The sequence below is a fragment of the Shewanella sp. SNU WT4 genome, from assembly GCF_006494715.1.
Classification (GTDB): Bacteria; Pseudomonadota; Gammaproteobacteria; order Enterobacterales; family Shewanellaceae; genus Shewanella.
This window is the reverse complement of the sequence record NZ_CP041151.1, coordinates 1331933-1345667: the sequence shown is the minus strand read 5'-3', so window position 1 is coordinate 1345667 and position 13735 is coordinate 1331933. Positions and strand designations below refer to the sequence as shown.

The following is a 13735-nucleotide window of genomic DNA, read 5'->3' as shown; positions in this document are numbered from 1 at the left end:
ATATATCAAATAAATAAACTAACCGCTTACGTAAAAGTAAGCTTAAGTGGTGACAGCAAATGCTGTGTATGAAGTATTTTCATCTTAGGCATACTGAACCACATCCCAAAGATTGGCCGCTGTCATTCGCAAAAAGCGTGGTCAGGCTTACAGAAGCAAGGCGCAACTATCGCACTGCTGAAAAAACCATTGTATTATGCCCACACTTTTATGTTTGGAGCCGTTATGAACATCACTCAAAATAACGCGGTAACTATCCATTACCGTTTAACCAATCAGCAAGGTGAATTGCTGGAAAGTTCATTTGAAATGGAGCCTATGGTTTATCTGCATGGCGCACAAAACCTGATCCCAGGTTTAGAAAAAGCCCTTGAAGGTAAAGTCGCTGGTGACACCTTAGATGTGACTATTGAAGCTGAAGAAGCTTATGGCCCGTATCATGACGGTTTACGTCAAGAAGTGCCTATTCAAGCTTTCGGTGATATCGAAGACATAGTTCCAGGTATGCGTTTTATTGCTGAAACTGAAATGGGTCAACGCCCAGTACAAGTGACTGAAGTATTAGATGACACTGTCATTGTTGACGGCAATCATCCGATGGCTGGCCAAGCACTGAACTTCTATGTAGAAGTGGTTGACGTGCGTGAAGCCACTGAGGAAGAAATTGCTCATGGTCATATTCACAGTCATGGTGGATGTGGCGGCGGTGGCTGTGGTGGTAATGGTGAGTGCGGCGACAAAGAAGAAGGTTGTTGCGGCGGTCATGGTCATGACCACGATCATAACCACGATCACGAAGAAAAGAAGCAAGGCTGTGATAGCCATGGCGGATGTGGTTGCCACTAATCGCGTACATATTGGCGATTAACTGCTTAATAAAAACGCGCCTTCGGCGCGTTTTTAGTTTTACCCTCTCAAACATAGTTCACTCTTAAGCGCTGACTTATTCGCTGAAGTCGTCTGTCGGAGTAAGTGCTATCAAGCCGCTAATCTGCTGACGCATATTAGGCTCCATATGCTTAAGATAATTGGAGCAACGCGTGATAGTCGCAATACTCACCCCAAGTTCTGCCGCCATTTGCCTTTGGCTGAGTTTGCCATCGAGCAATAACTGAAACACCCGTAACCGCCCTGCTATGGCATGGCGCTCTTCTTCTGTGAGCAATAATTCAAACCATAACTCAACTTGGCGACGCTCAGTTAACCCAGCAAGATTATCTAGCGTATCTGACCATAGAGGCTTCATTTTCCCATACTCAAGTACTAGTACATAAGGACAGTGTACCTGAGGAATTAAGCGCTGTCCTTAGGAGTGTATTGATGCGAGTTGACAATTTTTTACATTAAAGTCATAGGGAAAGCACACACTGGCAAGGTACAATCTTGGCTGAAATCACGCTAACAACTAAAAATGTGAGAGGGAACATGAAAAGAATTGCTGCGCTACTTATCTCTGGAGCCTTATGTGCTCCGCTTTACGCTGCCAATGACTTCAAAGACACGGAACATGCCATTGACTATCGTCAAAGTGCTTTCAGTCTGATTGCTTATAACTTTGGTGACATGGGCGCCATGATGAAAGGCAAAAAGCCTTTTGACGCTGCCGTATTTGCGGTGCGCGCGCAAAATGTTGCGGCCTTATCTAAATTACCATTAGAAGGTTTTGTTGCTGATTCTAGCCAAGGCGATACCGGTGCTAAGCCTAATATTTGGCAAGATCGCGCCGATTTTGATGCCAAGATGAAGCAGTTTCAAACTGATGCCGCGAACTTAGCCTTAGTGGCTGACACTGGTGATAAAAAGCAAATACAGCAAGCCTTCCAAGCCACGGCTAAAAACTGTAAATCATGTCACGATACTTTCAAGAAAGACTAATCTTTCTTCAACGTTAAGTGCCGAATAAAAAAAGCGCCTAAGGCGCTTTTTTTATAATAACTATATCTACATAATCTACATCCATTCAACCACAGGCCAAATGAGCCCATAGCCAATCGGCACTGCCAGTAAGATGATTAATCCCCATGCCAGCCAGCTCGATTTAAACTGCAAATGTGGCTGCTTATCATGCCATTGTCTTGAGCCAGTGATCATAGCGCCTATCAAGGCGTCGCCCTTTAAACGATGAATGCCAACCGCTAAGACATGCACGGCCGAACAGGCCAGAATGAGGTTAAAGTTCCACTTATGTAGCCATGTGAGCCAAGAAGCCGTTTGCGCAGAGACACTGGCATATAAAGGACCTTCAGTGAACACTTCATCGGATGCAAATAAACCCGTCGCTAATTGAATGGTTAATAAGGTCAAGATACCTATCACCATGTACCCACCCAGTGGATTATGACCAAGGTGAGGCTTGATACCGCTGGTTAATATTTGGCGGCTATAGTTCATCACCCGTATAGGCGATTTTACAAAATGGCTGAAACGCGAGGTTTCACTGCCAAAGCAACCCCAAATAATTCGAAATACCACTAACACCATTAAGCTGTAGGCTAACACTTGATGCCAATCCATCAGCGCTTGGTCAGCCGTCCACCATAAGCTTGCTAACAGGCCAATCGTCAGCCAGTGAAACAGTCGAGTTGGTTTATCCCATACCTTTATGCAAGTTGCCACTGTCACCTCCAAGTGAGCAATTAAATCACAGCTATGATAACGATTATTGTTAACAGAACCAAACCTTAGTCGCTAACCGCCGATGAATTACCATCAACGGCCACTAAATAGAGGGGATGTTGGAATTTTTTACGCAGAGAAATGACGAAAATACTGAGGTTAAGCCTTAGCTAATCCCATCAAATATGGCGCCTCTCTGGCGCAGTTGCAATCAAAATTCACCACTTTTTAATCGATTTTGCACGTTGGGTCAAATTGTCAGCAATCGAACTTAAATAGCGCAAAAAGCGTGATTTAGATCACGACTTTCTCGTGAGAGATTGCTAGTCTGATCTCAAGGGAAACAAAATAAGGTTCAATATATGCTAAAAATCACCAGTAAGCACCTTGAAGTCACCGCTCCCATTCGCGAAAGAGTTGAAAGCCGTTTAGCTAAACTCGAACGCCACGACATTACTATGATTAACCCCCATGTGATCATCACCGAGGAAAAGCCGCTCTTTAAAATTGAAGCATCGATTAAATTGCCTCAAGGAGAATTGTTTGCTCAGGCTTCCCACGAAAATTTATACACAGCCATTAATGCCATGGGGCAAAAACTGGAGAAACAGTTAAATCGCTTAACTCATAAGCCTGAAGCTTTAAGAAACTCAGGTAAAGCGGATCACAAAGACGCCTTTGATGAGACTGACATTCTTGATGATGATTTCGAAGAAATCTATGACTACGAGGGTGCTGAAAAAGCATAAGTAGCATCACTTCTAAAAAAAAGCGCACTTAGTGCGCTTTTTTTATGGAAAACAATTAGCTGACCACATTTTTGATTGACACTTATGCCTGCTAGCCGTAGTTTTTCAAGCTGATACTTAAACTAATCACAGCGATTACTTACTACTCTTGCACCAACTGCGGTAAGTTATTGATTCGACCTCCTGATGAGATTACACCATGGATAAACCCCTGCCATTAGATACGATCCGCACAGCTATCAGCAGCCTAGATGCAGACTTGCTAAAGTTGTTAGCCAAAAGGCGTGAACTCAGTATTGAGGTGGCTCGCAGTAAAGCCGTGGATGTTCGCCCCATCAGAGATTTAGAGCGTGAAAAGCAGCTGTTATCGCGCTTAGTCGCCCAAGGGCGTGAGCAAGGCCTTGATAGTCATTTTGTGATTAATTTATATCAAGCCATTATTGAAGACTCAGTACTCAGCCAGCAGGCTTACCTGCAAAATATTGCCAATCCTCAGGATAAAACTCAGCAATTTTGCATTGCCTATTTAGGCGCGCGTGGCTCTTACTCGCATATTGCCGCCAGTCGCTACTGTCAGCGCCGCCAGATGAGCATGCTCGAAATGGGCTGCCAAAATTTTGATGATATAATCGCAGCCGTCGAAAAAGGCCACGCTGATTATGGATTTTTACCCATAGAAAACACCTCTTCGGGTTCTATCAATGAAGTCTATGACTTACTGCAACACACCCGCTTATCCATCATAGGTGAAATCACTATCGAGGTCGGCCACTGCTTATTAGCCAAACCTGGTAGCAAGTTAGCCAATATCACTCAGTTATGCGCTCATCCTCAGCCGATGAGTCAATGCAATAGATATCTGCAGCAGCATAGCCAATGGCAACTGCATTACTGCGCCAGTAGTGCCGATGCCATGCAGCAAGTGGTAGAGAGTAAGGATGAGACTTTCGCCGCTATTGGTAGCGCTGAAGGTGGCGAGCTTTATGGCTTAGAAGTACTAGATGCCGGTCTTGCCAATCAAAGCATTAATCAAAGCCGCTTTATTGTCGTGGGCAGAAAACCTGTGTCTGTGCCCAGTCAATTACCGGCGAAAACAACCTTGATTATGGCAACCGGCCATAAGCCCGGCGCCTTAGTTGATGCTCTACTGGTACTAAAACAGCATCAACTCAATATGACCAAGTTAGAGTCGCGCCCTATTGCTGGTACGCCTTGGGAAGAAATGTTCTATCTCGATATCGAAGCTAACTTAGCCGATGATAATCTTAATGCCGCCTTGCAAGAGCTTGAGCGCCAAACCCGCTATATCAAGGTTTTGGGCTGCTATCCTATAGAAACAGTAAAACCCGCTGAGCTTAATCAGCAGCAGTTATTACTTAAACCCATCGCCGAGACTCAAGACGCAGCGCCAAGTACAGCGCTGCAAGCACACGATACTAACTATGACAACCATGCAAGCGATACTCACTATGCTAAAAATGAAGCCGAAATTCATGCTGACAGCGCTAACAACAAAGCCGTGACTAGCCGCTCAAGTGTCGACTTTAAACCTGATTGTTCAAGCATAATGCTAGCCAGTCATGCCCTTGGGGATAGTCATAAATTGGCGCTTGCTCTTATCAGTAGCCTACCCCATCAAGGCTGGCGCAGTTGTTTACAAGGCCTTAAAAACAATGGCTTTGGCGCGATTATCTTGACTCATGATATCTACTCAACGTGCGAGCTCGATACCATAGCGCCCATTTGCCAGCAATTAAACATCGCCTTCGTGGTTGAAGTGACTCACATGCCGCTTACCCTGCCGCGCTTTGTAGATGCACTCTATGTCAGCGGCCAGCACATGAATAATCACAGCTTGATTGCGCAATTAGGCCAGCAAACCTTACCTGTGTTATTAGAAAAAGATCCCGCCACGAATATTAAGACTTGGCTCGGCTGCGCGGATAAATTACTGGAGCAAGGCAATCAACAACTAGCCTTAATTGAAGCGGGTATGCAAGATTATCAAGGCAATAGCCGCGCCGACCTTGAAGCTATTAGTCAGTTGATCAGTGCCAGTCATTTACCTGTGATCCACCGCAGTCGCAGTAATAGTCAGCATGCTAAGACCAATATTCTGGCGGCGAAGAGTTTAGGGGCAGAAGCCATCATACTCTCGGCGAATTTACCCACTCGCACCTTAACTGAACTTGTGAGTCATTTTATTCACGACTAACAACTAAGCATTAAAAACTAAGCGCCCAGCGTAGCAATCACTACACTGGGCGCTTTTTTATAATGTGGCTTATTTATGAATTAGCTGAGGGGTAAAACATTAGCGATTGAACTAAATCGCCTGACCATCTAACAAGCTCAACCAACCACGAATAATGCGGTGGCAAAACCAAGTAAGTGCGGTGGCATACAAGAGCACACTCATCCAACCGTCGGCCATCAAATAGCCTAAGGTCATTAAACCGATTAAACCTAGGGTGCTATGTCGTTGATATTTTAGATGTGAATTAAGTAATGCCCCCGGAGTGCGCTGGGCAAGATTAATCACTAAACCCACAAGCACAGGAACTAGGAATAACGCAAAAGCTGATTGCAAACCATACAACACATGACCAAGACTGACATCTTCAGACAAAACATTTTCAGTGGTGGTTAATGACATAGTGCCTCTCTTGTTTGGAATCAATCCCTTGGCGCGGGACCAGCGTCATTGCTCCCTTAAACAATACGTTCTAGAAGTTAAAAGCGCAATATCCTGTCAGCAGTTAAATTTATAACTTAAATCACAGTTAAGCTTGTCATTAGACTAAGGCAATAGTCACATCTGTCAGTAATCGGCTTGAGCAGGCAAGCACTAGGCCATCGTTGATTTCAGCCTCACTTAAGGGCGCAGTCGAACTTTGAGCGACTTCCCCAGCAATCACTTTGCACTTGCATGAGCCGCAAACACCGCTGCGACAAGCGGCAATAATAGGTAAGCCTAAAGATTCTATGCCATCAAGCAGTAAGTCACCTTGATGCAACTGCACACTGGCATCTTGACTCATTAGCTTTACAACTGGGTTGGGATTAATACCATCAGCAGTCAGTGTTGGCGCTGATTCTGTTGCTGGCATAAAGCTTTCTTGATGAAAACGCGCCATATCAAAGCCAACGTAATGCAGCATGCTTTGCAGCGCTTGCATAAAGCCTGCTGGGCCACATACCAAGATGCTGCGCTCGCGATAATCACTCACCGCCGCTTGTAAATGCTTAAGGCTAATACGGCCATAGCCCCAATGTATGCCATCATCATCGCGCATCCCTTGCTCGCTAACAGATTCAAGCCCATGTTCAAGCACAAAGCTAAGACTACGTTGGTAATCATTGCGCTGACTATTTAATCCCGCGTGCGATTTAGGGCTTAGCCAGTGGCGTAATCTGTCGTTAAAGATAATATCATCAGGTGCCTGCGCGCAGTGCACAAAGGCCACATCAGCACTGACTTGGCTGTCAGTTAAAAATGTAGCCATCGACATCATAGGCGTAATACCGCAGCCAGCACTGATAAATAGGTACTTATCAGCGTTAATATCAATGAGATTAAAATTCCCAAGAGGCTGACTTACACGAATGCAATCACCAATGGCAAACTCATCCACTAGGTAATTTGACACCTTACCGTTATCAACCTTCTTAATGGTTAACTCCAGCGTGAGTGGCGCAGACGGTGATGATGAAATGGAATAACTACGATGGTAATTCTTCCCCGCTATCGCGACGCTAATAGTGACAAATTGCCCGGGCTTAAAGATAAATAACTGCGGCTGCAAAGGCCGAAACACCAAACTCACGACATTCATGGTTTGCTGTATTTTATCAATGCACTCAAGCTCAATGCTTGAGGCTGTCCATGCTGCTTGCTTCATTGATTGCCAACTATGCGCTAACGCGCTAACGGGCGAAGCTTGCGGGATTAACTTAGCAGGTGTTGATGGCGCGCTGACTTGTAATTGCGATAACGCCGCCGCGAAAGGATTACTCATGTCTATCTCCAGTAAAGTGGCTCAAGCTTCTAGTGGCAGAAGCCGAGAGCAAAGCCTGCACTTAAGCCACTTCACCTTACTTAAATTACGCGCGGTTTAATAAGCTTGCTAAGTCAGCATCCACAGTCGTGGTGGTTTTCAAACCAAATTGCTGCTCTAGCACTTGCAATAAATTAGCACTTAAAAACGCCGGCGCCGTTGGGCCAGTGCGGATATTCTTAACGCCAAGGGATAACAAGGTCAGTAAGATAACAATCGCCTTTTGCTCAAACCAAGATAATACTAAGCTCAAAGGTAACTCATTGAGTTCACATTCAAAAATCTCACTTAAGACTAAAGCTAATTGAATGGCTGAATAAGCATCATTACACTGGCCAATATCAAGCAAGCGCGGAATACCGTTAATATCACCAAACTCCAACTTGTTGAATTTGTACTTGCCGCAACCTAAAGTCAAAATCACGCTATCTTTGGGCGCTGCTGTCGCAAACTCAGTAAAGTAACTGCGTTCAGACTTATCACCATCACAGCCGCCCACTAAGAAGAAATGCTTGATGCTACCGTTTTTGACATTTTCAACCACAGCAGGCGCCGCCGCCATTAAGGCATTACGCGCAAAACCTATGGTGATTAAATGTGGAATTTCATCATATTTAAAGCCATCAAGCGCTAAGGCCTTATTGATAACAGCACTGAAATCATCACCTTCAATATGAGTAACCCCAGGCCAGCCCACTATGCTACGGGTAAAAATACGCTCGTTATATTGACCAACAAAGGGATCGATAATGCAGTTAGAAGTCATCACCACAGCGCCTGGGAAATTAGCGAATTCGGTTTGCTGATTTTGCCAAGCGCTGCCGTAATTGCCGACCAGATGCGGATATTGCTTAAAGGCTGGATAAGCTAAGGCTGGCAGCATTTCACCATGGGTATAAACATTAATGCCTAAGCCCTGGGTTTGCTGCAAAATCAGCTCAAGGTCTTTCATATCATGACCTGACACTAAAATGGCCTTGCCTTTAAAAGGTACAGTATTGACTTGAGTAGGCTCAGGGTGACCAAAACAGCTAGTTTCGCCTAAATCTAACATGGCCATGATTTGATAGTTAAGCTGACCTATCGCCATGGCAGCATCAAATAGCGCGCCAGCATCTTCACTGTCAGAACCCAGGAAATCCATCAAGCGATGAAACTCAGTGGCCACATCGATACTGGTTTGATCTAATACGCGCGCATGCTCCATATACGCGGCGGCGCCTTTCAAACCATAAAGACATAAGAGTCTTAGCCCTAAAATATCTTCATGAATCTCAGTGCTACCACGATTAGGCGCTGCCATGGCCGCCAATTCAATAATGTTATTTTTAGCAGCCTCTAACGTCATCGAGGCATATACCGGCGCGCTGGCTAAGTCTTCGGCGCTACAATGGCCACTATAGGCTTGCAGTAACTGCTCACGATAACTCAGCGCCTCACCAACTAACGCCACTATGCGCTCATCATCAAAGTTGACGTTTGTTAAGGTCGCAAAAAATGCTTTAGGCACAAAGGTATCTACATCATGATTTATGATGCCAAACTCTCTGGCTTTTAACGCATGGTAAGAGAGGCCTTGTAATAAATAGATCAGCACGTCTTGCAGATCTGAGGTTGCCGCTAATTTGCCGCACATACCTTGCGAATAACTACAACCACTGCCCGCTGGAGTGCGGATTGTTTGTTCACATTGAATACAAAACATAAAGCCACCTAATACATGCATTTGATTTATATGTTATAAGCATAACGAGTGGAGGTTCGCAGGCATAATTAAACATACATAATATTTATATGTTTAAGATTGAGATCGCATAATTTCGATTTTTTTGAGGTTAATCGCATTGAGCTAACTGGACGTTAATTGCGGGGGGTAAGGCATGGAGCGAGCAATCACAGATGAGATGTAATAACTAGGCTCATCTGTGATGACGTTAAGCTTCTAACCTAATTTAAGGATTGGAGTGAATATCGTTAACTGACTGCAGCATTTGCCGACTTTCTAATTGAAATTGCGGCGCTAAATCGCCAAACCAAGTTGCAACTTGCTTAAACCATTCAACAAAGGTGTCTCTGTCTCGGTTTTTAAGTAATTCAAAGGCTTGGCGATAGTTAGCTAGATAGTCCCCGATCACACCTTCAGAACCCAATTGCGCAAAAATGATATCAGCATAAAGCTCTGGGCTTTGAGCAAATAAACGCCCCACCATGGCTAATTCGAGCCGATAAATTGGTGAGCTAAACAGCAATAATTGTTTTATATCAGCTTGTTGTTTACACAGATTAAGGCCATAGACAAAGGTTGAAAAGTGACGCATAGCTTGCACTAATTGCATGGCATTGTCGTGCTCTGTGGCATTGGCTTCCACAATACGCGCGCCCCAAATGGTCATTTGCTGCAATAACCATTGATATTGCTCTGGCTCACGCCCATGGCACACTACCACCACTTGCTTAGCGAGACTGCCGACATCCGGGCCAAACATAGGGTGCAGCCCAACGACTGGGCCGCGATGAGCCTTTAACATGGCATCAAGAGGCGATGCTTTAATGGACGTGAGATCGGCAAGCACGCAGTTATCTGGTAAGCGTGTCAGTTTTTCGCGGATAAGCTCGCAAGTATAGCTAATGGGTACACTCACGAGCACTAAGCCCACGTTATCTAGCAGTGCATCAGCGTTATGCCAATCATTAACATCTAAAATATCAACATGATAGCCAGAGAGGCGCAGCATTTGCACAAACACTTGCCCCAAGGCACCCGCGCCGCCAATCACCACTACGCGGCTAAGGTTTGGATTGACCGACTTAAACCCTACGTCTTTTTCATTCAGGTAAGATTCGCGCATTAAGCGCCTTAATAAATCTTCAATCAACTGCGGCGCTATATGCATCTCGCTGGCTTCTTGACGGCGTTTAGCCAGCATTTTAGCCTCGCGCTCAGGCGCATAAATAGGTAAACCCGCTTGATGCTTAACCCGGCCCACACTTGCCACTAAATCTAAGCGGCGCCTAACTAATGCCAGCAATTCTTGATCGACGGCATCTATTTGCTGACGTAATAATTCAAGTGCCTCACTCGTCGCTTCATTCATCAATTCTCTCCCTGAAAACGCGTGGCCAATACCGGTTTAACCAAAACCGCCGCGAGCCTTAACACTTGCTCGGTTGCCGGCCAATCGATGCAAGCATCAGTAATAGATACGCCATATTGCAAAGATGACGCGCTTGCATCCTGTGAGCCCGCTTGCAGATGACTTTCGAGCATAACCCCAATAATACTGTTATTACCAGCAGCAATTTGCCCCATGACATCAAGGCACACTGGCACTTGGCGGCGATAGTCTTTATTGGAATTGCCATGGCTGCAATCAATCACTAAGCGTGCACTTTGCCCCGATGCGTGTAAGGCGTTAGCGGCAGCATTAACCGAGGCAGCATCGTAATTGGGCTCGCGGCCACCACGCAAAATAACGTGGCCATCCGGGTTACCAGCGGTTTGCAATAAAGCTACTTGGCCATCACTATTAATGCCCATAAAACGGTGGCTGCTGGCCGCTGATTTGAGTGCATTAATAGCGACATCAAGTTTGCCATCCGTGCCATTTTTAAAGCCCACTGGCATAGACAAGCCTGAAGCCATTTCTCTGTGAGTTTGTGATTCTGTAGTGCGGGCGCCAATGGCAGACCAAGAAATTAATTCAGATAAATATTGGGGGCTGATAGGATCAAGCGCTTCGGTGGCCGCAGGTAACTCCAGCTCAGCTAAAAACAGTAAAAACTCACGCGCTTGGCGTAAGCCCTTTTCGACATTGAATGATTCATCGCGATCGGGATCATTAATCAAGCCTTTCCAACCGACTGTGGTTCTTGGCTTTTCAAAATAGACCCGCATTATGATAAAAAACTCATCGCTTAATTCAAGCTGCAGCGCTTTTAATTGGCGCGCATAGTGTTTAACTGCGGTTAAGTCATGAATGGAACAAGGACCTGTGATCACCAGTAGGCGAGGATCGCGCTTATGCACTATATCGGCCACAGTTTGGCGCGCCGCACTGACGAAGGCTAAATGACGCTCGGTCAGCGGTAATTGCAGTTTTAATTGATTCGGGGTGATCAGCACCTGCTCGTTGCTGATGTGAATATTGTCAAGCTTAGTGTCAACCATGCTGCCTCCAAATTCAAAGCTGTAATTGCGTAATGCTACAGCATTACAATGCCTGAAGATGTTAGCACGAGCAACTGAAAATTTTTCACCACAAACAAAAACCCGCCTCAAGGGCGGGTCTTCGTGCGAACACTTTACGTCGGTTTGTTGGTCTACTAAATAATTACTTAGTAGCCAGCTTTTCACGGATACGTGCAGATTTACCTGAACGATCACGCAGATAGTACAGCTTGGCGCGACGAACGCGGCCACGACGCTTAACTTCAATGCTTCCGATTGCTGGGCTGTGAGTCTGGAAAGTACGCTCAACGCCTTCGCCATTAGAGATCTTACGTACGGTGAATGCAGAGTGCAGACCACGGTTACGCTTAGCGATAACTACGCCTTCAAACGCCTGCAGACGCTCTTTTTCACCTTCTTTAACACGTACCTGTACAACTACTGTATCACCAGCGCCGAAATCTGGTACGTCTTTCTTCATTTGCTCATCGTTGAGCATTTTAATGATGTTGTTCATAAAAACTCCGTTCTAGATATAACTGAGCGTCGACTGTTTACTTATTCGTTGTTTCAACGAATTGCGCCAGCAGTCTGGTTTGTTCGTCAGTCAGAGCTAGATTGTCAAATAATTCTGGTCGTCTAAGAAAAGTTCTTCCGATACTTTGCTCGAGACGCCAGCGTCTAATTTCTTCGTGGTTACCGCTAAGTAACACTGCCGGTACAGTCAAACCATCCAAGCACTCAGGACGGGTATAATGCGGGCAATCAAGTAAACCATCTGAGAAGGAATCCTGCTCAGCACTCGCTTGTTTACCTAGGACACCAGGCACAAGCCTAGCGACCGCATCAATCAATGTCATGGCTGGCAATTCGCCACCTGAGAGGACATAGTCACCCACAGACCACTCTTCATCGATTTCCGTCTGAATAATGCGCTCATCAATACCTTCGTATCGACCACACACTAAGATCAGTTTATCTGATTGTGCTAGTTCAGACGCGCCTTGCTGAGTCAGCTTGCGCCCCTGTGGCGACAGGTAAATGACTTTTACGCCTTCACCTGCTTCCGCTTTCGCGGCATGGATAGCATCACGTAGAGGCTGCACCATCATTAACATACCGGGACCACCACCATAAGGCCTGTCATCCACAGTACTGTGTCTATCATGGGTGAAATCGCGAGGATTCCACGTTTGCAGTTCCAGCAGGCCATTTTTCACGGCCCGACCCGTCACCCCAAAATCGCTTACGGCACGAAACATCTCAGGAAACAGGGTTATTACCCCTAACCACATGTGCGTACCTCGACTTAGAAGTCTGGATCCCAATCCACTGTAATCTGTTTGGCCGCAACGTCCACCTCAAGGATGAACTGTTCCGTGACAAAGGGAATCAATCGTTCCGCTTTACCAAAAGCATCTTTGGCGTTGGCCTTAACCATCAGAACGTCGTTAGAACCTGTTTCCAAGATCTGATCAACCGTTCCCATGTTGTAGCCTTTAGTGTTAGTTACAGTACAACCTATCAGTTCACGCCAGTAAAACTCGTTTTCTGGCAGAGAATTCATCTGTTCAGGCATAATCGCAATTTCACTATGTGTCAGTGCTTGCGCTTCTTCCCGAGTGTTAATCCCTTCCAGCAATGCGACAACCGCTTTGCCTTGGAGACGCCACTGTACAACTTTCACTTCACGCCATTCACCTTGTTGCATCAGCAATAAGGGTGAATAGTCAAAAATACCTTCAACAGAGTCGGTATAAGATGTGATTTTCATCCAACCTTTAACGCCAAAACACGCGCCAATTTTGCCCAATACGATTGGTTGTTGGTTACTGCTCATCAATCTATACCCTTAACGCTATTAAGCAGCTGCTTTACGAGCGTCTTTGATCAGTTTGGCAACACGATCAGTAGTCGCAGCGCCATTAGCAACCCAATGCTCAACACGATCCAGGTCTAAGCGCAGAGCTTCTTCCTGACCGCGAGCCATAGGGTTGAAGAAACCTACACGCTCAATGAAACGACCGTCACGAGCATTGCGGCTATCAGCAACAACGATGTTATAAAATGGACGCTTTTTTGCGCCGCCACGAGCTAAACGAATGGTAACCATGCGTTCTTAATCCTCTAATGATTTGCCTGAA

The 13735-nt window shown here is 45.6% G+C and carries 15 protein-coding genes; 4 read left to right on the top strand and 11 right to left on the bottom strand.

What is annotated here, in order from left to right; translation table 11 throughout:
• Positions 1-225: 225 nt before the first annotated feature.
• The gene (gene slyD, locus FJQ87_RS06170; RefSeq protein WP_140931570.1) at positions 226-846 is read left to right on the top strand and encodes a peptidylprolyl isomerase; all 621 of its coding nucleotides are present in this window, start codon (positions 226-228) and stop codon (positions 844-846) included.
• A gap of 97 nt (positions 847-943) precedes the next feature.
• Here the strand turns inward: slyD and trpR are convergent, their stop codons facing one another.
• Positions 944-1246: a trp operon repressor gene (gene trpR / locus FJQ87_RS06165; protein WP_140931568.1), complete on the bottom strand. Its 303-nt coding sequence runs from the start codon at positions 1244-1246 to the stop codon at positions 944-946.
• Positions 1247-1425: 179 nt separating this feature from the next.
• Here trpR and FJQ87_RS06160 point away from each other — a divergent pair, with 179 nt between their 5' ends.
• A complete protein-coding gene (locus FJQ87_RS06160; protein ID WP_140931566.1) occupies positions 1426-1875 on the top strand; it encodes a cytochrome c in 450 nt (149 codons plus the stop codon).
• A 75-nt stretch (positions 1876-1950) separates the two neighbouring features.
• Here FJQ87_RS06160 and FJQ87_RS06155 read toward each other — a convergent pair whose 3' ends face one another.
• The gene (locus FJQ87_RS06155; protein WP_168195149.1) at positions 1951-2616 is read right to left on the bottom strand and encodes a cytochrome b/b6 domain-containing protein; all 666 of its coding nucleotides are present in this window, start codon (positions 2614-2616) and stop codon (positions 1951-1953) included.
• Between the two features lie 362 nt (positions 2617-2978).
• Between FJQ87_RS06155 and raiA the strand changes: the two genes are divergently transcribed.
• Both raiA and pheA read left to right on the top strand, forming a co-directional pair.
• Entirely contained in the window at positions 2979-3365 is a 387-nt protein-coding gene (gene raiA, locus FJQ87_RS06150; protein WP_140931562.1) for a ribosome-associated translation inhibitor RaiA, read from the top strand.
• A 199-nt stretch (positions 3366-3564) separates the two neighbouring features.
• Positions 3565-5580 carry a prephenate dehydratase gene (pheA, locus tag FJQ87_RS06145; protein ID WP_140931560.1) on the top strand — a complete coding sequence of 672 codons (2016 nt, stop codon included), beginning with the start codon at positions 3565-3567 and terminating at the stop codon, positions 5578-5580.
• A gap of 111 nt (positions 5581-5691) precedes the next feature.
• Here the strand turns inward: pheA and FJQ87_RS06140 are convergent, their stop codons facing one another.
• The 9 genes from FJQ87_RS06140 to rpsP all read right to left on the bottom strand — a co-directional run bounded on the left by FJQ87_RS06140 (position 5692) and on the right by rpsP (position 13704).
• The gene (locus FJQ87_RS06140; RefSeq protein ID WP_140931558.1) at positions 5692-6021 is read right to left on the bottom strand and encodes a hypothetical protein; all 330 of its coding nucleotides are present in this window, start codon (positions 6019-6021) and stop codon (positions 5692-5694) included.
• Positions 6022-6160: 139 nt separating this feature from the next.
• Positions 6161-7384 carry a hybrid-cluster NAD(P)-dependent oxidoreductase gene (locus tag FJQ87_RS06135; RefSeq protein WP_140931556.1) on the bottom strand — a complete coding sequence of 408 codons (1224 nt, stop codon included), beginning with the start codon at positions 7382-7384 and terminating at the stop codon, positions 6161-6163.
• An 85-nt stretch (positions 7385-7469) separates the two neighbouring features.
• A complete protein-coding gene (gene hcp / locus FJQ87_RS06130; protein ID WP_140931554.1) occupies positions 7470-9128 on the bottom strand; it encodes a hydroxylamine reductase in 1659 nt (552 codons plus the stop codon).
• A gap of 247 nt (positions 9129-9375) precedes the next feature.
• Positions 9376-10518, bottom strand: a complete 1143-nt coding sequence (tyrA, locus tag FJQ87_RS06125) for a bifunctional chorismate mutase/prephenate dehydrogenase (protein ID WP_140931552.1) — start codon at positions 10516-10518, stop codon at positions 9376-9378.
• Positions 10518-11591: a 3-deoxy-7-phosphoheptulonate synthase gene (locus FJQ87_RS06120; protein WP_140931550.1), complete on the bottom strand. Its 1074-nt coding sequence runs from the start codon at positions 11589-11591 to the stop codon at positions 10518-10520. The genes tyrA and FJQ87_RS06120 overlap by 1 nt, the downstream gene beginning before the upstream one ends.
• A gap of 163 nt (positions 11592-11754) precedes the next feature.
• The gene (rplS, locus tag FJQ87_RS06115; protein ID WP_140931548.1) at positions 11755-12108 is read right to left on the bottom strand and encodes a 50S ribosomal protein L19; all 354 of its coding nucleotides are present in this window, start codon (positions 12106-12108) and stop codon (positions 11755-11757) included.
• A 37-nt stretch (positions 12109-12145) separates the two neighbouring features.
• Complete coding sequence (gene trmD, locus FJQ87_RS06110) at positions 12146-12886, bottom strand: tRNA (guanosine(37)-N1)-methyltransferase TrmD (RefSeq protein ID WP_140931546.1); 741 nt, start codon at positions 12884-12886, stop codon at positions 12146-12148.
• 14 nt (positions 12887-12900) lie between these two features.
• Positions 12901-13431: a ribosome maturation factor RimM gene (gene rimM, locus FJQ87_RS06105; RefSeq protein WP_140931544.1), complete on the bottom strand. Its 531-nt coding sequence runs from the start codon at positions 13429-13431 to the stop codon at positions 12901-12903.
• A 21-nt stretch (positions 13432-13452) separates the two neighbouring features.
• Complete coding sequence (gene rpsP / locus FJQ87_RS06100; protein ID WP_140931542.1) at positions 13453-13704, bottom strand: 30S ribosomal protein S16; 252 nt, start codon at positions 13702-13704, stop codon at positions 13453-13455.
• Positions 13705-13735 lie beyond the last annotated feature (31 nt).

Coding starts and splice junctions, on each gene's coding strand:
- trpR (WP_140931568.1), bottom strand. CDS start 1,246: ATGAAGCCTCTATGGTCAGATACGCTAGATAATCTTGCTGGGTTAACT.
- FJQ87_RS06160 (WP_140931566.1), top strand. CDS start 1,426: ATGAAAAGAATTGCTGCGCTACTTATCTCTGGAGCCTTATGTGCTCCG.
- FJQ87_RS06120 (WP_140931550.1), bottom strand. CDS start 11,591: ATGGTTGACACTAAGCTTGACAATATTCACATCAGCAACGAGCAGGTG.
- tyrA (WP_140931552.1), bottom strand. CDS start 10,518: ATGAATGAAGCGACGAGTGAGGCACTTGAATTATTACGTCAGCAAATA.
- slyD (WP_140931570.1), top strand. CDS start 226: ATGAACATCACTCAAAATAACGCGGTAACTATCCATTACCGTTTAACC.
- FJQ87_RS06140 (WP_140931558.1), bottom strand. CDS start 6,021: ATGTCATTAACCACCACTGAAAATGTTTTGTCTGAAGATGTCAGTCTT.
- pheA (WP_140931560.1), top strand. CDS start 3,565: ATGGATAAACCCCTGCCATTAGATACGATCCGCACAGCTATCAGCAGC.
- trmD (WP_140931546.1), bottom strand. CDS start 12,886: ATGTGGTTAGGGGTAATAACCCTGTTTCCTGAGATGTTTCGTGCCGTA.
- rpsP (WP_140931542.1), bottom strand. CDS start 13,704: ATGGTTACCATTCGTTTAGCTCGTGGCGGCGCAAAAAAGCGTCCATTT.
- rplS (WP_140931548.1), bottom strand. CDS start 12,108: ATGAACAACATCATTAAAATGCTCAACGATGAGCAAATGAAGAAAGAC.
- hcp (WP_140931554.1), bottom strand. CDS start 9,128: ATGTTTTGTATTCAATGTGAACAAACAATCCGCACTCCAGCGGGCAGT.
- FJQ87_RS06135 (WP_140931556.1), bottom strand. CDS start 7,384: ATGAGTAATCCTTTCGCGGCGGCGTTATCGCAATTACAAGTCAGCGCG.
- rimM (WP_140931544.1), bottom strand. CDS start 13,431: ATGAGCAGTAACCAACAACCAATCGTATTGGGCAAAATTGGCGCGTGT.
- raiA (WP_140931562.1), top strand. CDS start 2,979: ATGCTAAAAATCACCAGTAAGCACCTTGAAGTCACCGCTCCCATTCGC.